At 71.2% G+C, this 19,787-nt stretch carries 17 protein-coding genes and 1 tRNA gene; 11 read left to right on the forward strand and 7 right to left on the reverse strand.

All coding sequences use genetic code 11. The annotated features are described in order from the left end of the window. Nucleotides 1-346: 346 nt before the first annotated feature. The 5 genes from rplA to SKED_RS14675 form a co-directional block, all read right to left on the reverse strand. On the reverse strand, nucleotides 347-1,063 hold the full coding sequence (gene rplA, locus SKED_RS14655) for a 50S ribosomal protein L1 (RefSeq protein WP_012867956.1): 717 nt from the start codon (nucleotides 1,061-1,063) through the stop codon (nucleotides 347-349). 104 nt (nucleotides 1,064-1,167) lie between these two features. Then, nucleotides 1,168-1,599 carry a 50S ribosomal protein L11 gene (gene rplK / locus SKED_RS14660; RefSeq protein WP_012867957.1) on the reverse strand — a complete coding sequence of 144 codons (432 nt, stop codon included), beginning with the start codon at nucleotides 1,597-1,599 and terminating at the stop codon, nucleotides 1,168-1,170. Nucleotides 1,600-1,671: 72 nt separating this feature from the next. After that, nucleotides 1,672-2,493 carry a transcription termination/antitermination protein NusG gene (gene nusG, locus SKED_RS14665; protein ID WP_012867958.1) on the reverse strand — a complete coding sequence of 274 codons (822 nt, stop codon included), beginning with the start codon at nucleotides 2,491-2,493 and terminating at the stop codon, nucleotides 1,672-1,674. A 134-nt stretch (nucleotides 2,494-2,627) separates the two neighbouring features. After that, nucleotides 2,628-2,906 carry a preprotein translocase subunit SecE gene (secE, locus tag SKED_RS14670; protein WP_012867959.1) on the reverse strand — a complete coding sequence of 93 codons (279 nt, stop codon included), beginning with the start codon at nucleotides 2,904-2,906 and terminating at the stop codon, nucleotides 2,628-2,630. A gap of 109 nt (nucleotides 2,907-3,015) precedes the next feature. Further along, nucleotides 3,016-3,088: transfer RNA gene (locus SKED_RS14675), tRNA-Trp, on the reverse strand. Between the two features lie 289 nt (nucleotides 3,089-3,377). Here SKED_RS14675 and SKED_RS14680 point away from each other — a divergent pair. Genes SKED_RS14680 through SKED_RS14695 form a run of 4 tightly spaced genes read left to right on the forward strand, consistent with a single transcriptional unit; the run spans nucleotide 3,378 to nucleotide 7,216 of the window. Beyond that, nucleotides 3,378-4,319, forward strand: a complete 942-nt coding sequence (locus SKED_RS14680) for an ABC transporter ATP-binding protein (RefSeq protein ID WP_012867960.1) — start codon at nucleotides 3,378-3,380, stop codon at nucleotides 4,317-4,319. Further along, on the forward strand, nucleotides 4,316-5,173 hold the full coding sequence (locus tag SKED_RS14685) for an ABC transporter permease (RefSeq protein WP_012867961.1): 858 nt from the start codon (nucleotides 4,316-4,318) through the stop codon (nucleotides 5,171-5,173). The genes SKED_RS14680 and SKED_RS14685 overlap by 4 nt, the downstream gene beginning before the upstream one ends. 43 nt (nucleotides 5,174-5,216) lie before the next feature. Beyond that, nucleotides 5,217-6,515 (forward strand): sensor histidine kinase, encoded by a 1,299-nt coding sequence (locus tag SKED_RS14690; RefSeq protein ID WP_042439383.1) that lies wholly within the window; start codon nucleotides 5,217-5,219, stop codon nucleotides 6,513-6,515. Further along, nucleotides 6,512-7,216, forward strand: coding sequence for a response regulator transcription factor (locus SKED_RS14695; protein ID WP_012867963.1), 705 nt, complete (start codon nucleotides 6,512-6,514; stop codon nucleotides 7,214-7,216). Before SKED_RS14690 ends, SKED_RS14695 begins: the two co-directional genes overlap by 4 nt. A gap of 37 nt (nucleotides 7,217-7,253) precedes the next feature. Here SKED_RS14695 and SKED_RS14700 read toward each other — a convergent pair whose 3' ends face one another. Beyond that, nucleotides 7,254-7,760 (reverse strand): flavodoxin domain-containing protein, encoded by a 507-nt coding sequence (locus tag SKED_RS14700; RefSeq protein WP_042438106.1) that lies wholly within the window; start codon nucleotides 7,758-7,760, stop codon nucleotides 7,254-7,256. Nucleotides 7,761-7,927: 167 nt separating this feature from the next. Here SKED_RS14700 and SKED_RS14705 point away from each other — a divergent pair, with 167 nt between their 5' ends. The 5 genes from SKED_RS14705 (at nucleotide 7,928) to SKED_RS14725 (ending at nucleotide 13,038) form a co-directional block, all read left to right on the forward strand. Then, a complete protein-coding gene (locus SKED_RS14705) occupies nucleotides 7,928-9,082 on the forward strand; it encodes an adenosine deaminase (protein WP_012867965.1) in 1,155 nt (384 codons plus the stop codon). Beyond that, nucleotides 9,079-9,879 (forward strand): uracil-DNA glycosylase, encoded by an 801-nt coding sequence (locus SKED_RS14710; protein WP_012867966.1) that lies wholly within the window; start codon nucleotides 9,079-9,081, stop codon nucleotides 9,877-9,879. Before SKED_RS14705 ends, SKED_RS14710 begins: the two co-directional genes overlap by 4 nt. Nucleotides 9,880-9,940: 61 nt before the next feature. Beyond that, on the forward strand, nucleotides 9,941-10,495 hold the full coding sequence (locus SKED_RS14715) for an RNA polymerase sigma factor (protein ID WP_012867967.1): 555 nt from the start codon (nucleotides 9,941-9,943) through the stop codon (nucleotides 10,493-10,495). Further along, nucleotides 10,482-11,672: a hypothetical protein gene (locus tag SKED_RS14720; RefSeq protein ID WP_012867968.1), complete on the forward strand. Its 1,191-nt coding sequence runs from the start codon at nucleotides 10,482-10,484 to the stop codon at nucleotides 11,670-11,672. The genes SKED_RS14715 and SKED_RS14720 overlap by 14 nt, the downstream gene beginning before the upstream one ends. A gap of 163 nt (nucleotides 11,673-11,835) precedes the next feature. Further along, on the forward strand, nucleotides 11,836-13,038 hold the full coding sequence (locus SKED_RS14725) for a TerC family protein (protein ID WP_012867969.1): 1,203 nt from the start codon (nucleotides 11,836-11,838) through the stop codon (nucleotides 13,036-13,038). Nucleotides 13,039-13,163: 125 nt separating this feature from the next. Here SKED_RS14725 and SKED_RS14730 read toward each other — a convergent pair whose 3' ends face one another. Continuing rightward, nucleotides 13,164-14,027 carry an MYG1 family protein gene (locus SKED_RS14730; RefSeq protein WP_012867970.1) on the reverse strand — a complete coding sequence of 288 codons (864 nt, stop codon included), beginning with the start codon at nucleotides 14,025-14,027 and terminating at the stop codon, nucleotides 13,164-13,166. A gap of 152 nt (nucleotides 14,028-14,179) precedes the next feature. Here SKED_RS14730 and SKED_RS14735 point away from each other — a divergent pair, with 152 nt between their 5' ends. Beyond that, nucleotides 14,180-16,804, forward strand: a complete 2,625-nt coding sequence (locus SKED_RS14735; RefSeq protein ID WP_081448101.1) for a phosphoenolpyruvate carboxylase — start codon at nucleotides 14,180-14,182, stop codon at nucleotides 16,802-16,804. Between the two features lie 196 nt (nucleotides 16,805-17,000). After that, nucleotides 17,001-19,781, forward strand: a complete 2,781-nt coding sequence (locus SKED_RS14740) for a cation-translocating P-type ATPase (RefSeq protein WP_012867972.1) — start codon at nucleotides 17,001-17,003, stop codon at nucleotides 19,779-19,781. Nucleotides 19,782-19,787 lie beyond the last annotated feature (6 nt).

A 19,787-nucleotide genomic window follows, 5' to 3' on the forward strand; every position in this document is an offset into this window, starting at 1 on the left:
CGGGAATCCGGCTCCCGCCCCGGACACAAAAAGAGCCCCGCGCAGGCGCGGGGCTCACAAGTCCCGGACGAGGTCCGGCTCGATCACACTCACCTGCGCTGGCCTCCGTCTGCGACGGGACTTCGATCTGCCGTGCCCGTGAAGGGCGCGACCGACGACCTGCGGTCTTGGGTACAGATGAATACTACACGCCCAGAGGGGTGCTCACGACCACCGTGAGCGAGCCCACCAGGCCGGCAAGAAGCCGCTCCCCCGCACCCCTCCCCCGTCCACCTGCGCCGACCCCGGACGCCGACGAGGCCGGACCCCCGCAGGGATCCGGCCTCGTCGTGGTGCTAGGTGCGACTCAGGACTCGTCGTCGCCGAGCAGCTTCGTCGTCTTCGACTGGTCCACGGGGATGCCGGGGCCCATCGTCGTCGTCAGGGTGGCCTTCGAGATGTAGCGGCCCTTGGATGCGGACGGCTTCAGACGGAGGACCTCTTCGATCGCGGCTGCGTAGTTCTCCACGAGGGCTTCCTCGGAGAACGACACCTTGCCGATGATGAAGTGGAGGTTCGAGTGCTTGTCGACGCGGAACTCGATCTTTCCGCCCTTGATCTCCGAGACGGCCTTCGCGACGTCCATGGTCACGGTGCCCGTCTTGGGGTTCGGCATGAGGCCACGGGGTCCGAGGACCTTTCCGAGGCGTCCGACCTTGCCCATGAGGTCAGGGGTCGCGACGGCCGAGTCGAAGTCGGTGAAACCGGCTGCGACCTGGTCGATGAGCTCGTCGCCACCGACGACGTCGGCGCCGGCCGCGCGGGCCTGCTCGGCACGCTCACCCGTGGCGAAGACCAGGACGCGAGCGGTCTTGCCGGTGCCGTGCGGGAGGATGACGGTCCCACGGACCATCTGGTCGGCCTTGCGAGGGTCGACGCCCAGGCGGAAGGCGACCTCGACGGTCGCGTCCCACTTGGTCACCGAGGTGTCCTTCGCGAGGCGGACGGCCTCGAGGGGGGTGTACAGGTTGTCGCGGTCGATCTTCTCGGCCGCAGTGCGATATGCCTTGCTGCGCGTTGCCATCTGCTGGTTCTCCTAGCTGCAGTCGTGGTCTACGGGTCCGCGCGGACCCTGCCACTGGCCGCCGGCTGGGCCGACGGTCGATGAAAAGTGAGGGGGAAGGCTTCTCAGCCCTCGACCTTGATGCCCATGGAGCGGGCGGTGCCGGCGATGATCTTCGACGCTGCGTCGAGGTCGTTGGCGTTGAGGTCTTCGAGCTTGGTGGTGGCGATGTCACGGACCTGTGCGGACGTGAGGGTCGCGACCTTGACCGTGTGCGGGGTGGGCGAGCCCTTGTCCACGCCAGCGGCCTTCTTGATGAGCTCTGCTGCCGGCGGCGTCTTCGTGATGAAGGTGAAGGTGCGGTCTTCGTAGACCGTGATCTCCACCGGCACGACGTTGCCGCGCTGCGACTCGGTGGCCGCGTTGTAGGCCTTGCAGAACTCCATGATGTTGACGCCGTGCTGTCCGAGCGCGGGTCCGATCGGGGGTGCCGGCGTGGCAGCACCGGCCTGGATCTGGAGCTTGATCAGCCCAGATACCTTCTTCTTGGGAGGCATATCGGGTCCTTCGTGTCTTCTGACTCAGTTGTTGACGGGAGCCTGGGTGGCACACGTCCCTCGCCGGACGGCTCAGATCTTGGCGACCTGGCTGAACGACAGCTCGACCGGGGTCTCCCGGCCGAAGATCGAGACCAGCACCTTGAGCTTCTGGCCCTCGGCGTTGATCTCGGAGATGGTGGCAGGCAGCGTGTCGAAGGGTCCGTCCGTGACGGTGACCGACTCGCCGACGGTGAAGTCGACCTCGATCGCCGGGGCGGAACCGCTGCCCTTGGCGCCGGCCTCTGCCTTGGGGGCGATGAGGGGCGCGAGCATCCCGAAGACCTCGTTCTGGGTCAGCGGGACGGGCTGGTGGGTGTGGCCGACGAAGCCGGTGACGCCGGGGGTGTGACGCACGGCGCCCCAGGACTCGTCGGTGAGGTCCATGCGGACGAGGACGTAGCCGGGGATCCGGACGCGGCGGACGATCTTCTTCTGCGCGTTCTTGATCTCGGTGACCTCTTCCATCGGCACCTCGATCTGGAAGATGTAGTCCTCCATGTTGAGGCTCTGGATGCGGTTCTCGAGGTTCGCCTTCACGCGGTTCTCGTAGCCGGCGTACGAGTGGATGACGTACCAGTCGCCGGGCTTGCTGCGCAGCTCGCGCTTGAAGGACTCGACCGGGTCCTCGTCCTCGTCGTCGACCGACGCCTCGGCGTCGGAGGCGGACTCGTCGGCTGGGCTCTCGGTGACCTCGTCGTCGACGCTGTCGGTCGAGGTCTCGTCGTCGGCGACGGTCTCCTCGGTCGGCTGGTCGTCGAGCTCGGTGACCGCGACGTCCGCGTCGGCGCTCTCAGCGTCGCCCGCGACGGCGTCGACGATCTCCTCCGTCGGTTCGAACGACTCCTGAGACACGTGTCAACCTGCTTTCTACTGACGATCCGAGATGGGCCCGGACTACTTCCCTGATGGACGTACGACGCGCGGCTCTCGGTGAGCTCCGCGCGTCATGTTCTGGACCGCACCGGCGGACCGGGCGGTCGCTCGGCCTAGCCGAAGACCCAGAAGACGCCCTTGTTGATGACGTAGTCGAGCGCGAGCACGAAGGCCATGCAGACGAGCACGAAGACGATCACGACGAGCGTGTAGTTCCAGAGCTCGGACCGCGTGGGGGTGACGACCTTCTTGAGCTCGGCGACCACCTGGCGGACGAAGAGGGCGATGCGAGCGAAGATGTTGCCCTTGGAGGGCGAGGCCTTCGTGCTCTTCTTCTCGCCGCCGACACCGGCGCCCTCGGCGCTGGCCGCTCCGGCTGCGGAATCGCTCACTGGTTCATCCCTACGTCGTGGCTTGCCTGTTCACGTGCCCATGACCCATCTCCTCGAATCAGACGAGGATTGCGCCCAGGCCCGGTCGACGACCGACGAGGACACCAAGCAGGGCAGACAGGACTCGAACCTGCAACCTGCGGTTTTGGAGACCGCTGCGCTACCAATTGCGCCACTACCCTTCGACGGAGTCATGACCACCGGCGGTCCGTCTGTGCTCTGTCCCGTGGGGCGGGGCACGCTCGAACTACGGTGGCAGTCATCCACCGAAGGAATACTGTACGCGACGCGGCCGTCAGGGTCTAACCGGTCCCGGGAACCGCCACCTCGTGCGGTCGACGGCCTCCGCGGGCACGTGTCGGCACGCCTCTCCTCCTCCTCTTGACGATCCTGGGGTCCTCCGGTCGGAGGACCCCAGGATCGTCCGACCCGACTCTGGTGCGCGCCCCCTCGACCGTCCAGGCTCGAGACATGTCCACCACCGCTCCCCCGCCCCGCACCCGAGCCGTCGAGGTCACCGGCCTGCGCAAGCGCTACGGCGCGCACCAGGCCGTCGACGGGCTCGACCTGCACGTCGACCACGGCGAGATCGTCGCCGTCCTGGGCCCCAACGGCGCGGGGAAGACCACGACCGTCGAGATCCTCGAGGGCTTCCGCCGGGCCGACTCCGGCACGGTCCGCGTCCTCGGGGCGGACCCGGCCGGCGCGGGCCGGGGGTGGCGGGACAGGATCGGCGTGGTGCTGCAGGACTCCGACGACCTGCCCGAGCTCACAGCGCGCGAGATGGTCCGGCACTTCGCCCGGTACTACCGGGCACCGCGCGACCCGGACGAGGTGATCACCGCCGTCGGTCTCGACGCGAAGGCGGGGGTCCGGGTGCGGGCGCTCTCCGGCGGCCAGCGTCGGCGCCTCGACGTGGCGCTGGGCATCGTCGGCTCCCCCGAGCTGCTGTTCCTCGACGAGCCCACGACCGGCTTCGACCCGCAGGCCCGCCGGTCCTTCTGGGAGGTGGTCCGGTCCCTGCGGGCCGGCGGGACCACGATGCTGCTCACCACCCACTACCTCGACGAGGCGGCGGCCCTCGCGGACCGCGTGGTGGTCGTGGCCGGCGGCCGCGTGGTCGCGGAGGGCCCGCCCGCCACGCTCGGCGGGGCCGAGGCGAGGCGCCCCGTCGTGCACTGGACGCAGGACGGTACGGACCGCAGCGAGCGGACCTCGACGCCGACGGCGCTCGTGACGCACCTCGCCGGACGCCTCGGGGGCGCCGACGGTGAGGTCCCGGGCCTGCGGGTGGAGACCCCGACGCTCGAGGACGTCTACCTCGAGCTCGTGTCGGCACAGACCGGCGCCGCGACCCAGACGGCCCAGCACACCCCGCTCACCCAGCACTCTCCCGAGGAGATGACGTCATGACCGGAGCACCCGGGACGACGACGACCACCCGCAGACCGCTCCCCGGCCTGCTGCGGCTGGGCCTGTGGCGCACCCGCCTCGAGCTGACCCAGTTCTCCCGCGAGCGCGACGCGCTCGTCTTCGTCTTCGCCTACCCGATCCTCATGCTCGGGATCTTCGCGAGCGTCTTCGGCCAGGACGGCGCCACGGCGGGCGGCTCGGGCGACGCGGCGGTGTCCTTCGCGCAGTACTTCCTGCCCGGGATGCTCGCGACAGGCATCATGCTGACGAGCTTCCAGTCGCTCGCGACCTCGCTCGCGGTCGAGCGGGACGACGGCACGCTCAAGCGCGTCCGGGCGACGCCTCTGCCCCCGGTCGCGTTCTTCCTGGGCAAGATCGGTCAGGTGCTCGTGGTCTCGGTGGTCCAGACGGCGCTCCTGCTCGCGGTCGCGGCCCTGGGCTTCGGGATCCCGATGCCGACGGCGCCTGGCGCGTGGCTCACCTTCGCGTGGGTGTTCGTGCTCGGCACGTCGGTCGGCACGGTGTGCGGCATCGCGTTCTCGTCCGTCCCGCGCTCCGGGAGGTCGGTGAGCGCCGTGGTGATCCCGGTCGTGCTGGTGCTGCAGTTCACCTCGGGGGTGTTCTTCGTCTTCTCCGACCTGCCCGGTTGGATGCAGCGGTTCGCGGAGGTGTTCCCGCTCAAGTGGATGGCCCAGGGCATGCGGTCGGTGTTCCTGCCGGACGGCGCCGAGGCCGGCGAGGTGTCGGGGTCCTGGCAGCACGGCCCGACAGCCGTCATCCTGGGGGCATGGCTGATCCTCGGGCTCGTCGTGGCCGTCCGCACGTTCCGGTGGCGTCGTCGTGACGACGGCTGACCGCGCCGCGGTCGACCGGGGCCGTCTGGACGACGCAGCGACAGTGCCAGAGCCCCCCGGCCCGCTCACTGCCGTCGACGTCGACGCCCGCGCCTGGGACCGCGTCCTGACCTTCTGGCACGTCGCCTTCTACCTGCTCACCGGCTTCACCGCGGCGGCCATCGTCGTGAGCGACGACCGCCTCGCGTCGCGGAGCATCCCCTCCCTCGTGGCCCTGGGGGTGCTCGTGGTCGCCTACGCGACCTTCGGGCAGCGGGCCGCGGCCCGGAGCCTGCACCACGGTCCCGACGGTGCCGCCTGGGCCTACCTGGCCCTGCTCGTGGTCGTCACCTGCGTGGTCACCTCTCTCGACCCGCTCGGGACCATGCTGCTGTTCGTCGCCTACTCCCAGGTCTGGCTCCTCACGCCGAGCATCCGGGTGGGGGCGTGGCTGAGCGCGCTGCTCGCGGTCGCGTCGACGCTCGCGCTGCTCGCGCGGCTCCGCGACATCGGCGAGGGCTCGTGGGCCACCGTCTTCCAGATGGCCCTGGGTCTGGCCTTCAGCATGCTCATGGGGTTGTGGCTGCACTGGATCCTGCGGCAGGGCGTCCAGCGTGCCGCGCTGCTCGAGTCGCTGCAGGCGACCCGGGCCGAGCTCGGGCGGACGCAGCACGCCGCGGGGGTCGCCGCCGAGCGCGAGCGCGTCGCGCGCGAGATCCACGACACCCTGGCCCAGGGCTTCACGAGCATCGTCATGCTCGCCCAGACCGCGTCGGCCGAGGCGCAGCGCGGTGACGACGAGCAGGTGGCCCGACGCCTCGAGCTCATCGAGCGCACCGCGCGGGAGAACCTCGCCGAGGCCCGCTCGCTGGTCTCGGCCTCGTCCCCCGCACCGCTCGCAGGCTCGAGCCTCCCCGAGGCGATCGAGCGCCTGGGCGCACGGCTCACGGAGGAGACCGGGATCGAGGTCGTCACGCGCTGCACAGGACCAGCGGAGCTGCCGTCCCCCGTCGAGGTGGTGCTCCTGCGGACCGTGCAGGAGTCGCTCTCGAACGTCCGCCGGCACTCCGGGGCGTCGCGCGTGAGCGTGACGCTCGAGACCACCTCGTCCGAGGCCGTCGTCACGGTGACCGACGACGGGACGGGGCTGCACCCGTCGTCCGTGGAAGGATTCGGGCTGCGGGGCATGCGCGAGCGCGTCACCGCGTCGGGCGGCAGCGTGCGGGTCGAGGACGCGTCGGCCCCTGCCCTGGCCCGCGACCCACGTCCAGCCCCAGACCGTCCGGGCGGCGAGCGCATCGGCACGCGGGTCGTCGCGCGTGTCCCGACGAGCACCGACCACGCGCCCAGGAGGCTCGGATGACCAGCACACCGCAGAGCCCGCGTCCCGACCAGGAGCCCAGCACGCGAGCAGGCGCCCCGAGCGAGCCCGAGCGCCCCACCGTCAGGGTCGTGGTCGCGGACGACCACCCCGTCGTCCGCGCGGGCATCGTCGGGATGCTCGGCGTCGAGAGCGACATCGAGGTGGTGGGCGAGGCCGAGGACGGCCGCCAGGCGGTCGACCTCGCCCGCACCCTGTCGCCCGACGTCGTCATCACCGACCTGCGGATGCCCGTCCTCGACGGGGTCGGGGCCACCCGGGAGATCGTGGCGCTCCCGGGGACGGTGCGCGTGGTGGTGCTGACGACCTACGAGACGGACGGCGAGATCCTGCGGGCCGTCGAGGCGGGGGCCACCGGCTACCTGCTCAAGGACACCCCGCGGGCCGAGCTCGTCGCCGGGATCCGCGAGGCCGCCCGGGGGCAGACGGTGCTCACACCGTCGGTCGCGACCCGGCTGGTGAGCCAGGTCGGCTCCCGTGCCGACAGGCTCACCCCGCGCGAGGTCGAGGTGCTGCGCGCGGTCGCGCGCGGGCTGAGCAACGCGGCCGTCGGGCACGAGCTGTTCATCTCCGAGACGACCGTGAAGACGCACCTCATCCGGGCCTTCGGCAAGCTGGGCGTCAACGACCGGACGCACGCCGTCACCGTGGCGACGGACCGCGGCCTGCTCGGGCAGGTGTGACGGGCGGTACGCCCCGGGCCCTCAGGCCGTGCGGATCTCAGGCCGTCCGTGCCGGCTCGGCCACGAGCTCGGCGGCGATGCCCTCGCCCCACGCCCGGACCGCGTCCATGTCGCGGTTGTCTCCGTACTTCCCCCGCGCCGCGAGGATGGTGGCGCGCTCGGCGAGGCTCAGCTGGAGCACGTCGAGCTTGCCGGGGAAGTGCCGGTGCCCTCGCGCACCGAGGGACTCGACCCGGGCCGTGGTCGCCGGGGCGGAGTTGCCGCGCTTGCTCGGCTGGTCGGCCAGGCCGGAGGAGAACAGCCACACGGGGACCTCGCGCAGCTGCTCGGCGAGGCGGTCGACGAGGTCGCGCGCGTCCGGGAGCCACTGGCCGATGTACACGGCGGACCCGACGACCACGGCGTCGTAGCCGGTCGCGGTCGCGACGTCGGCCGGCTCGACGACGTCGCAGGCGATCCCTGCCGACTCGAGTGCCTGGGCGACCACCGCGGCGATCTCCCGGGTGGACCCGTGCTTCGACGCTGCACTCACCAAGACTCGCATCTGGCTCTCCCTCGTGTCTCTCGGCCTGAGCCGGTCGGCGGCCGGTCGGTCCGGCCAGCCGTCGTGCCGGGCAGAGGCTGCCCGCACCTCCCATCGTGGTCCAGGCCGACCCGCCTGCCGTGGGCCGGAAGTCCCCTGCGGCTCCTCCGACCTGGCAGAATCCACAGATGCCTGACCCGACGCAGCAGCCCGAGACCTCCGGTCACCGCACTCCCCCCTCCGCAGGCCCCGCCTCACCCGGCGGCGCGTCCGCCGACGAGGCCCGAGCACGGCCTGACGGCGCGAGACGCGACCTGGCGACGCTGCCCAAGGCCCACCTGCACCTGCACTTCACCGGCTCGATGCGGCAGTCGACCCTGGCCGAGCTCGCCGAGTCGCACGGGATCCGCCTGCCAGGGGCTCTCCTCGACCTGGACCCGTTGCGCGTCCCGGCGAACGAGCGCGGCTGGTTCCGGTTCCAGCGCCTGTACGACGCGGCGCGCGCCTGCGTGCGCACCGAGTCCGACATGCGGCGCATCATCCGCGAGGCGGCCGAGGACGACGCCTCCGAGGGCTCGGGCCGCCTCGAGATCCAGGTCGACCCCACGTCGTACGCGCCGTTCGTCGGCGGGATCACGCCCGCGCTCGAGATCGTCCTGGACGAGGCACGGTCCGCGAGCGCCACCACCGGGGTGGAGGTGGGCGTCATCGTCGCGTCGTCACGCATGCGCCACCCCCTCGACGCGCGCATCCTCGCGCGGCTCGCCGCGCTGCACGCGGGCGACGGTGCGGGCGAGGTCATCGGCTTCGGCCTGAGCAACGACGAGCGTCGAGGCGACACGAGCGCCTTCGCGCCGGCGTTCCGCATCGCGCGCAAGGCCGGGCTGGCGTCGGTCCCGCACGGCGGCGAGCTCCTCGGCCCCGGGCACGTGACCGAGGTGCTCGACGCGCTGCAGCCCGACCGTCTCGGTCACGGCGTGCGGGCGGGCGAGGACGCGCGGGTGCTCGACCGCATCGTCGCCCAGGACGTCTCGCTCGAGGTGTGCCCGGCGTCGAACGTCTCCCTCGGGGTCTACGCCGACGACGCACAGGTACCGCTGCGCACCCTCGTGGACGCCGGCGCCCGGGTCGCCCTCGGCGCCGACGACCCGCTGCTGTTCAGGTCGCGGCTGGTCGCCCAATACGAGAGCGCCCGGGACGTGCACGGGTTCTCCGACCTCGAGCTGGCTGACCTCGCGCGGTCCTCGATCCGGGCGAGCCTGGCCGCCGAGTCCACGCAGCGTGGGCTGCTGGCGCAGGTCGACCGGTGGGTCGAGGGGCCCGCGGAGCAGTCCCGGGCATGAGCACGGGCGAGCCCACCGGAGGCGGGGGTCGGCTCCCCCGCCCCACGTGGCCGGGCGACGCCGGCCCTGACCTCGCCGCGGGCGCCCGCTCCCTGCTCGAGGTCGACCGGCTGGTAGAGGGCTGCACCGCCTGCCCGCGGCTCGTGGCCTTCCGCGAGCAGGTCTCGGACGAGCGCCGGGCCGCCTTCCGCGACCAGACGTACTGGGGTCGGGGTGTGCCGAGCCTCGGCGACGAGCAGGCAGGCGTCCTGGTGGTCGGGCTCGCGCCGGCGGCACACGGCAGCAACCGGACGGGCCGGATGTTCACCGGCGACCGCAGCGGCGAGGTGCTCTACGCCGCGATGCACCGCACCGGCTTCGCGTCGCAGCCGACGGCGGTGTCCCGCGACGACGGGCTCGTCCTCACCGGTGCGCGGGTCGTCGCCCCTGTGCACTGCGTGCCTCCGGACAACAAGCCCACCCCCGACGAGCGTCGTCGGTGCTCCCCCTACCTGGGCCGCGAGCTCGAGCTGCTCGCCGGCACCGTCCGGGTCGCCGTGGTGCTCGGCGGCTTCGGCTGGGTGGCGCTGCTCGCCACGCTGCGTGACCAGGGATGGTCGGTGCCGCGTCCGCGGCCGCGCTTCGGGCACGGCGTGCAGGTGCGGCTCGAGCACCCCGACGGCCGTGACCTCACGCTCCTCGGCTGCTTCCACGTGAGCCCGCACAACACGAGCACGGGGCGCCTGACCCCGCAGATGGTCGACGACGTGCTCCTCGAGGCGCGCCGGCTGGCGGAGGTCGGGCAGACGGAGATGTAGCAGAACCGCGCGAGCCGGCGATATCCAGGGTGAGACACCCACCACGACCGCAGGGGACCCCATGGATCGACCGGACCATCGCGCCTTCACGGCGCTCTACCACGCCCACTACGGGGCGGTCCTCGGCTTCGTCCGACGGCGGCTGCCCGACGCCTCGGCGGAGGACGTCGTCGCCGACGTCTTCACGACGGTGTGGCGCCGGCTCGACGACGTGCCGGACGAACCACGCCCATGGCTCTACGGGGTCGCCCGCCACACCCTGCTCACCGCGCAGCGCGGGCACGCCCGCCGGGCGGCGCTGTCGGTGCGGATCGCGTCACGGCCCTCCGGTCCGACCCCCGACCACTCCGACGGGATCGCCGACACCCTGGACCTCGTCGCCGCCTGGCAGCGCCTGAGCGCCACGCACCAGGAGGCGATCGCGCTCGTCACCCACGACGGGCTCACCGGTGCGGAGGCCGCCCAGGTGCTCGGGTGCTCTCGGAGCGCGTTCTCGGTGCGGCTCGTCCGTGCCCGGCGTGCGCTCCGCACCTTCCTCGACATCGAGGCCCGCGCAGCCTCCAGCGCAGACGGACCCGCCCGCCAGACCAAGGAGATGTCCCGTGAAGCACGCTGACCCGCTCTTCCTCCTCGTCGAGGCACACGACGCCGATCCCGAGCGCGGCGGCGCCTCCGCGGACAGCCCGCAGGCCCGGGCGCTGCTCCAGAGGATCACCGCCGGTCCGCAGGACGTCGCCGACCCCCAGGCCGAGCACGACACGATGCGCCGTCTGCGGGCGACCTGGCCCACCAGGCTCGCGGCTGCAGGCGCTGTCGCGGCTGTCGCGGCGGTGGCTGGCATCGGCTACAGCCAGCTCTCCGCCGAGGACGCCCCGGCACCGGTCGCGGTCGCGAGCGGTGTGTCCATCCTCGTGGTGCCCTCCGGAGAGTGCTCCGTCCGCGACGCGACACCGCAGGAGGCCGCGGGTGCAGCGTGGTTCCTCGGTTCAGAAGACCTCCCGCTGTTCCGCGTCGACGCCGTGCAGACCAACGGCTGCACCACCTCGCAGTACAGCACCTACTCCTACCAGGGGTGGCCCGGCGCCGCCTACGTGGAGATCGACCCGGCCACGCAGGCGCTGACGGGAGCGATCACCTTCTGGCCGCGCTACACGGGCCCGGTGTCCGACGGGGGCGACGACGTCTCGGAGATCACCGTCGGCGGCGCCGATGCGCTGCTCCGGTACACCGGCCACGAGTCGTGGCAGGTGGACTGGGAGCACGGCGACGCGCAGTGGCAGATCACCTCGTCCGGCGTCGACGAGTCGACGGTGCGGGAGATCGCCGAGATCGTGGAGACGACGGGGACGACGGACGCTCTGCCGCAGTCCGTGGACGGCTTCGACCGCGTCGACCTGGGCGAGGAGCCCCGTGGCCCCGCGGTGCTCGTGGACCTGTCGTACACCGAGGACGCGGTGACAGAGCGGACCGGCGACGCGCTCTTCCTCGAGCTGCGGCCCTCGATCCCCTGGGAGGCGACGGTCTCTGTCGGCACCTACCTCGGTCCGGGTGCCGACCCGCAGGGTGTCCGTGTCGTCGACCTCGGAGGCACGCCGGGCCTGTACGTCGACAACGGCGGACCGAGCGCGGGCACCCTCACCTGGAACCTGCCCTCGGGCCAGACGGCGAGGCTCTGGGGCACCGGGACCCTCGAACGGCTCGTCGAGAGCGCGACGAGCCTGGTCAGGGCCGACGCGGACGACCCCAGGGTCGTGGACAACCTCAACCAGCGGGAGGACTTCGTCGGCCGCTGACCTGCGCCGACGGAGACCCCCGGCTGCCCGCCACGTGAGACGGGGAAAACTCCCCGGAAAGTATGGGAACCTCCTGGGTGCGCGTGACGTTCAGTCATCATGCACTCAGGTCGGTAGGTGGTGAACGGCACCACCTCGGCCCGCATCCTCGGAAAGGACCCACATGGAGGTCTCTGGGCTCGTCTGGGGTCTGACGATCGTTCTGATCGTCGGTCTCCTGGCGTTCGACTTCATCTTCCACGTCCGCAAGGCACACATCCCGACGCTGCGTGAGGCAGCGATCTGGTCGTCGATCTACGTCGGGCTCGCGCTCCTGTTCGGCGTCGGCGTCCTCGTCTTCGGGGGCTCGCAGATGGGGTCCGAGTACTTCGCCGGCTACATCACGGAGAAGGCACTCTCGGTCGACAACCTGTTCGTCTTCCTCATCATCATGGCGAGCTTCAAGGTGCCGCGTGCCGACCAGCAGAAGGTGCTGCTCTTCGGCATCGTCTTCTCGCTCATCGCCCGGACCGCGTTCATCTTCGTGGGTGTCGCGCTCATCAACCGCTTCTCCGCGCTGTTCTACCTCTTCGGCCTGTTCCTCATCTTCACCGCCGTGAAGCTGCTCAAGCCCGAGGGCGAGGGTGAGGGCGACGAGGCCAACAACTTCATCATCCGCCTGGCCAAGCGCCTGTTCCACACGACGGACGAGTACGACGGCGACAAGCTCTTCACCATCCACAACGGCAAGCGCGCCCTCACGCCGATGCTGCTGGTCATGGTCGCCATCGGTGGTACGGACATCCTGTTCGCGCTCGACTCGATCCCGGCGATCTTCGGCCTCACGCAGAACACCTTCATCGTGTTCACCGCGACGGCGTTCTCGCTCATGGGTCTGCGCCAGCTGTACTTCCTGGTGGACGGTCTCCTCGACCGGCTCATCTACCTGTCGTACGGCCTCGCCGCGATCCTCGGGTTCATCGGCGTCAAGCTCGTGCTGCACGCGCTGCACGAGAACAACCTGCCGTTCATCAACGGTGGCGAGCACGTGGACGTCTTCGAGGTCAGCACCCCGCTGTCCCTCACGGTCATCGTCGGTGTCCTCGCGGTCACCGTCGTCGCCTCGCTCATGTCCGGCAAGGGCAAGGTGCAGAACCTCGTCAACGGCGCCCGTCGCGACGCGGCGCACTACGTGGACCTGTCGTATACGACGGACCCGGCCGAGCGTCACCGTCTCTACGTCGACCTCCAGGAGACCGAGAGCAGGCTGCAGAAGATCGAGCCCAAGTACGCCGACATGTACACCGAGGACGCCGAGCTCCAGGAGCTCATCGCCAAGGCGCACGAGGCGCACCGGTCGGTCAGCTCGGAGCCCGAGCACAGCTGACGTCACCGGACGGCACAGACCGGCACCCGCCGGTCGAGCACGAAGAAGCACGACAGAGCACCACAGAGCCCCTCACCTGCCGCGGCAGGTGAGGGGCTCTGTCATACGCGTCGGGGGTGCTGGGCTCAGGCCGCGAGGGCCTGCCGCAGCATCTCGAGGGCACCCTCACGGGTCTCGGCCGCGGCGATGAACCCTGCCTTGTGGCAGAACACCGCGTCCGGGACACCGGTGACCTCGGCGAGCTCGGCGCCGTTGAGACCGCGCCAGGACTCCGGGAGCTCCTTGCGGGACCCGAACTGCGACGACTCGGGGCGGACCGTCTGGATGGTCCAGTGCCCGGTGGCGCCGGGGAAGACCGTGAAGAGCAGCTTCGACTGCTTGGTCGCGATGCCGCCGTGCGGCACGAACTTCTCGAGGACGACGTAGGTCTTCTTCGGGCTGGCGGCGTAGGCGTCGAGGAACGTGCGCTCTGCCGCGATCGACGTCTCGTACTTGAGCCTGTAGCGCTGCAGCAGCGTCGTCGCGAGGGCGACGGCGACCTGGAACTGCGAGTCGAAGTCCTCGTCGTCGCCGAGCGGGTTGAACAGGCCGAGCACCTCGGACACGTCGAGGGGCGCCGCGCCGAAGTCGCTCACGGCGTAGAGGTCCTGCCCGTTGTCGACGGCGTCGATGGCCTGGACGAGGCGGGAGTCGATCTTCTGCCACACGGCGTCGTCGCCGCAGTACTCCTTGCCGTAGTGCTGCCACAGCAGGCCGAAGGCCGAGTAGAGGATGCCGTTGTCCCGCGCACCCGAGCTCAGCTGGTGGTGGTCGAACCGGCGGGTCTCGACGTCGTAGACACCGCCGACGTCGAGCACGACGTCGGCCGTCGCGAGGACCTCGGGGTCGCGGGTGCGGACCACCTCGGCGTCCGGGAACAGCTGGGTGAGGAGGGCGACGCCGAACACGTCGTCCGCGTGGAACTTGCCGTTGTGGGTTGCGATGATCACAGCCGACAGCCTACGCGGGAGCCCACCAGACGAGACGGAGCGCCCACCAGGACGACCGCGGTTAGCCTTGACCGGTGACTGACCTCCAGAACGCCTCGTCGAACGACCTCCACGAGGCCACCCCCGACGACCGGGACGACGCGCGGGACGAGATGCCGGAGAAGCTCCGCGCCGACGTCCGCCTCCTCGGCGACCTGCTCGGCACCATCCTCCGCGAGGCCGGCGGACCCGATCTGCTCGACGACGTCGAGCGGCTCCGCGGGCTCGTCATCAAAGCGAGGACCTCGCCGGAGTCCGGTGCGATCGACGAGGCCGAGACCCTCGTCGACACCTTCAGCCCCGAGCGCGCCGAAGAGGTCGCCCGCGCCTTCAGCTGCTACTTCCACCTCGTCAACCTCGCCGAGGAGCACCACCGCGTGCGCGTGGTGCACCAGCACGAGGCCGAGGTCTCGCCCGCCGAGGCGCAGGCTCAGGACTACCTGCCCGACGCGCTGAACCGCCTCGAGGCCGAGCTCGGGCCGGACGAGACCCGCCGCCGGCTGGCCGGTCTCGAGTTCCGCCCCGTCTTCACCGCCCACCCGACCGAGGCGCGACGACGCGCCATCGCCGCGTCGATCCGCCGGATCACCACGCTGCTCGCCGCCCGTGACGACTCCTCGCTCGCCGGGGTGTCCCGCCTGGAGAACACCGACCAGCTGCTGGCCGAGATCGACGGCCTGTGGCGCACCTCGCCGCTGCGCACCACCAAGCCCTCGCCGCTCGACGAGGTGCGCACCGCGATGGGCGTCTTCGACGAGACCCTCTTCCGGGTCCTGCCCGAGGTCTACCGCCGGCTCGACAGCTGGGTGAACCGCGACGAGCCCGGGATCTCGACGCCCGTGGCGCCGCCCTTCGTGCGGCTCGGCACCTGGATCGGCGGCGACCGCGACGGCAACCCGAACGTCACCGCGTCGATCACCCGCACCGCGGCGGCGATCGCGAGCGAGCACGTGCTCATCGCGCTCGAGAACGTGGCCGAGCGCGTGGGCCGAACCATGACCCTCGACGCCACCACGACGCCGGCCTCGGAGGCCCTCGACCAGCTGTGGCTCGCGCAGCGCCAGCTGGCGCCGGAGATCACCGCGGACATCTCGAGCCGCTCCCCCAACGAGCCGCACCGCCGGACCCTCCTGGTCGTCGCCGAGCGGCTGCGCGCCACGCGTCGCCGGGACGCCGACCTCGCCTACCCCACGGCCGAGGACCTGCTCGCGGACCTCCAGACCATCCAGGACTCGCTCGTCGCGGCAGGCGCCCGCCGCGTCGCGTACTCGGACCTGCAGAAGTTCATCTGGCAGGTGCAGACCTTCGGCTTCCACCTCGCCGAGCTCGAGGTGCGACAGCACTCCCAGGTGCACCGCGAGACCCTCGCGGAGATCGCCGAGCACGGCGCGGACGGCCCCGGGCTCAGCGAGCGCGCGGTCGAGGTGCTCGACACCTTCCGGGCGATCGCCGCGATCCAGAAGCGCCACGGCGTGGCCGCGGCCCGCCGCTACGTCGTGTCGTTCACGACGAGCGCCGAGGACCTCGGCAACGTCTACACGCTCGCGGCGCACGCGCTCGGCGGGCCCGAGCACACGCCCGTGCTCGACGTCGTGCCGCTCTTCGAGACCTTCGCGGACCTGCAGGCCGCACCCGGGGTGCTCGCCGAGTACGTCGAGAACCCGCTCGTGGTCGAGCGCCTGGCGGCGACCGACCGGCGTCTCGAGGTCATGCTCGGGTACTCCGACTCCTCCAAGGACGTCGGCCCGGTGTCCGCGACCCTCGCGCTCTACGAGGCGCAGGACAAGATCGCGGCCTGGGCACAGGCCGCAGACGTCACGCTGACCCTGTTCCACGGCCGCGGTGGTGCTCTCGGCCGTGGCGGCGGCCCGGCGAACCGCGCCGTGCTGGCCCAGCCCCCGGGCTCGGTCGACGGACGGTTCAAGCTCACCGAGCAGGGCGAGGTCATCGCCGCACGCTACGGCGACCCGACCATCGCGACGCGTCACATCGAGCAGGTCGCCGCGGCGACGCTCCTGCAGTCGATGCCGTCGGTCGGCGACCGCAACGCGCAGGCCGCAGAGCGCTTCACCGACGTCGCGGCGACGCTCGACACGGTCTCCCGCAAGCGGTTCTTCGAGCTCGTGCACGCCGAGGGCTTCCCGGCGTGGTTCGCGCAGGTGACCCCGCAGGAGGAGATCGGGCTGCTGCCGCTCGGCTCGCGACCCGCCAAGCGTGGGCTGTCGGTCAACTCCCTCGACGACCTCCGAGCCATCCCCTGGGTGTTCGCGTGGACGCAGGCCCGCATCAACCTCACCGGCTGGTTCGGTCTCGGCACCGCCCTGGCGGCCGTGGGCGACCTCGACGAGCTGAAGACGGCCTACGAGCAGTGGCCGCTGTTCTCGACCATGATCGACAACGTCGAGATGTCGCTCGCCAAGACCGACGTGCGGATCGCCGAGCGCTACCTCGCCCTGGGCGACCGTGACGACCTCGCGACGCTCGTGCTCGACGAGATGGCCGTGACCCGCGAGTGGGTCCTCAAGATCACCGGCAAGACGACGATGCTCGGCAACCTCCACGTGCTCGGACGCGCCGTCCAGCTGCGCAGCCCGTACGTCGACGCCCTCTCGCTGATCCAGCTGCGGGCGCTGCGCGCGCTGCGCAAGGGCGCTCCCGAGGACCAGGTGCCCCAGCTGCAGCGTCTGCTCCTGCTGTCGGTCAACGGGATCGCCGCAGGCCTCCAGAACACCGGGTGACACGCAGGTCATCCCTGAGACGACGCAGCCCCCGACAGCTCCTCTGGAGCGGTCGGGGGCTGTGTCGTCTGCGCGAGGCCCCGCCGAGACAGCGGGCGCGAGCCGCGGGATGATGGGCCTACTCCCGGTCCTAGAGATGGGACGATTCGCCGTGGGAGGATCGTCGAGGTACATCTCGAACTAGTCAGGTGGTGACATGTCGACCTCGTCCGCTGCGTCTCGCACGATCCCTGGGCAGACCGTCCAGGAGCGCCTCCCCTACGCCCTGCCCGGCCAGGAGGTGCTCGACGACCTCGACGCGCGGGCGGACGGTCTCACGGCCGACGACGCCGCGCGTCGCCTCGAGGCTTCCGGCCCGAACAAGCTCCCCGCCCCACCCAAGACCAGCGCGATCCGCCGGCTGCTCGGTCACTTCGACGACATCCTCATCTACATCCTGCTGGCCTCCGCCGTGCTCAAGGCGATCCTCGGCGACTGGATCGACTTCTCGGTCATCCTCGCGGTCGCCGTCATCAACGCCGCCGTCGGGTTCCTCCAGGAGGGGCAGGCGGAGAAGGCCCTCGACGGCATCCGCACCATGCTCTCCCTCGACGCCCAGGCGCGGCGCGACGGGGAGTGGAAGGTCGTCGACTCCGAGGAGCTCGTCCCCGGCGACGTCGTCCGGGTCCGGTCCGGCGACCGTGTCCCGGCGGACCTGAGGCTCCTGGAGGCCACGAACCTCCAGGTCGAGGAGGCCGCGCTGACCGGCGAGTCCGTCCCGGCCGCCAAGCAGCTCGACGCCGTCGGCGCCGACGCCGGCATCGGCGACCGGTCGACCATGCTGTACTCGGGCACCATCGTCGCCGTCGGCCAGGGCGTGGGCGTCGTGACCGCGACCGGTGCCGACACCGAGATCGGGCGCATCCAGACGATGATCGGCGAGGTCGACCACCTCGAGACGCCGCTGTCCAAGCAGCTGGCGAGGTTCGGCAAGGTGCTCTCGCTGGGCATCCTCGCCATGGCGGCCTTCATGCTCGTCATCGGGCGGGTCATCCACGACTTCGAGCTCCCCGAGCTGGTCTCGGCCGCGATCGGGTTCGCGGTCGCCGCGGTCCCCGAGGGCCTCCCGGCGCTCGTCACCGTGACCCTCGCCCTCGGCGTGCAGCAGATGGCGCGACGCAAGGCGATCACCCGCAAGCTCACGGCGGTCGAGGCGCTCGGGTCGGTCACGACGATCTGCTCCGACAAGACGGGCACGCTCACCAAGAACGAGATGACGGCGCGCACCGTCGTCACCGCCGACGCGACCTACTCCGTCGAGGGCCTGGGGTACGCGCCCGAGGGGCGCGTCACCCGCGACGAGGCCGACGCGCCCCTGGCCTCGCACCCCGACCTGCGCGCCCTCGTGGAGGCCGCAGCAGCCTGCAACGACGCCCGGGTCGTCGAGCAGGACGGTCGCTGGCAGGTGGTCGGGCAGCCGACCGAGGGGGCCATCGCGACCCTCGGCCGCAAGGCGGAGGTCGACCTCTCCGGCGTCGAGCGCCTGTCCGTGCTGCCCTTCGAGTCGTCGACCAAGTACATGGCGACCCTCGACCGCGTGGCCGACGGACGCACCCTGGTGCACATGGTCGGCGCGCCCGACCGGCTCCTCGACCGCTGCACGCACCAGCGTGGCCCGGACGGGACACCCGTGCCGATCGACCGTGACCTCTGGGAGTCGACCATCGACGACCTGGGCGGCCAGGGCCTGCGCGTGCTCGCCGCCGCCGAGCGCTCGGCCGACGAGGGCGCCACGACGCTGAGCACCGACGACGTCGAGGGCGGGCTGGTGTTCCTCGGCCTGGTCGGCATCGTCGACCCGCCGCGGCCCGAGGCCATCAAGGCCATCGAGGACTGCCACCGGGCCGGGATCCGCGTGAAGATGATCACCGGCGACCACGTCGGCACCGCGGTCGCGATCGCCCGCGAGCTGGGGATCGTCAAGGGCACCGACGAGGCCCGTGCGCTCACCGGGGCCGAGCTCGAGGCCATGAGTCAGGAGGAGCTGCGCACCCGCGTCCAGGACGTCGACGTGTTCGCGCGGACCAGCCCGGAGCACAAGATCCGGATCGTCCGTGCGCTCCAGTCGCACGGCGAGGTGGTCGCCATGACCGGCGACGGCGTGAACGACGCCCCGGCGCTCACGCGAGCCGACATCGGCATCGCCATGGGCATCAAGGGCACCGAGGCCACCAAGGAGGCCGCCGAGATCGTCCTCGCGGACGACAACTTCGCGACGATCGAGCGGGCCATCGAGGAGGGGCGGCGGATCTACGACAACATCCGCAAGTCCGTCGTGTTCCTGCTGCCGACCAACGGCGCGCAGTCGCTCGTCATCCTCGTGGCGGTGCTCTTCGGGCTGGCCCTGCCCCTGGCGCCGGTGCAGATCCTCTGGGTCAACCTCGTCACGGCCGTGACGCTGTCGCTGGCCCTCGCCTACGAGCCCGCCGAGGACGGCATCATGTCGCGGCCTCCGCGCGGACCTGGCGGCTCGGTGATCTCCCGCTCGTCGCTGCGCTACGTGGTGGTCGTGTCGGTCCTCATCGGTGCGGCGACGCTGCTGGTGTTCTTCCTCGAGCGCAACGCCGGTGCCACGAACGCCGAGGCCCAGACCACTGCGGTGACCATGCTGGCCCTGGGGCAGCTCGCCTACCTGTTCAACTGCCGGTTCATCGGGCAGTCGAGCCTGACCTTCCGGGTGCTGCGCGGCAACCCGGTCGTGTGGATCGCGACGGGTGCGCTGCTGGCACTGCAGGTCCTGTTCACCTACGCGCCGTTCATGAACTCGTGGTTCGACTCCGCGCCGATCGGCGCGACCGAGTGGATCCGCACGATCGGGCTCGCGCTCGTCGTGTTCCTGCTCGTCGAGGTGATGAAGGCCGTGACCCGACGGATCGAGGGACGCGCCGACGCGGCACGGCTCCGCGAGCGCGGCCTCCTGGAGGAGGCCGACGCCTGAGAGATG

This window comes from Sanguibacter keddieii DSM 10542 (assembly GCF_000024925.1).
In the GTDB taxonomy this organism is placed as follows: Bacteria; Actinomycetota; Actinomycetes; order Actinomycetales; family Cellulomonadaceae; genus Sanguibacter; species Sanguibacter keddieii.

Bases quoted from the DNA above. Each gene is read 5' to 3' on its own strand.
- rplA (WP_012867956.1), bottom strand. From the start codon at position 1,063: ATGGCAACGCGCAGCAAGGCATATCGCACTGCGGCCGAGAAGATCGAC.
- SKED_RS14680 (WP_012867960.1), top strand. From the start codon at position 3,378: ATGTCCACCACCGCTCCCCCGCCCCGCACCCGAGCCGTCGAGGTCACC.
- SKED_RS14740 (WP_012867972.1), top strand. From the start codon at position 17,001: ATGTCGACCTCGTCCGCTGCGTCTCGCACGATCCCTGGGCAGACCGTC.
- SKED_RS14685 (WP_012867961.1), top strand. From the start codon at position 4,316: ATGACCGGAGCACCCGGGACGACGACGACCACCCGCAGACCGCTCCCC.
- SKED_RS14695 (WP_012867963.1), top strand. From the start codon at position 6,512: ATGACCAGCACACCGCAGAGCCCGCGTCCCGACCAGGAGCCCAGCACG.
- SKED_RS14735 (WP_081448101.1), top strand. From the start codon at position 14,180: ATGCCGGAGAAGCTCCGCGCCGACGTCCGCCTCCTCGGCGACCTGCTC.
- SKED_RS14725 (WP_012867969.1), top strand. From the start codon at position 11,836: ATGGAGGTCTCTGGGCTCGTCTGGGGTCTGACGATCGTTCTGATCGTC.
- SKED_RS14700 (WP_042438106.1), bottom strand. From the start codon at position 7,760: ATGCGAGTCTTGGTGAGTGCAGCGTCGAAGCACGGGTCCACCCGGGAG.
- SKED_RS14710 (WP_012867966.1), top strand. From the start codon at position 9,079: ATGAGCACGGGCGAGCCCACCGGAGGCGGGGGTCGGCTCCCCCGCCCC.
- SKED_RS14715 (WP_012867967.1), top strand. From the start codon at position 9,941: ATGGATCGACCGGACCATCGCGCCTTCACGGCGCTCTACCACGCCCAC.
- rplK (WP_012867957.1), bottom strand. From the start codon at position 1,599: ATGCCTCCCAAGAAGAAGGTATCTGGGCTGATCAAGCTCCAGATCCAG.
- SKED_RS14705 (WP_012867965.1), top strand. From the start codon at position 7,928: ATGCCTGACCCGACGCAGCAGCCCGAGACCTCCGGTCACCGCACTCCC.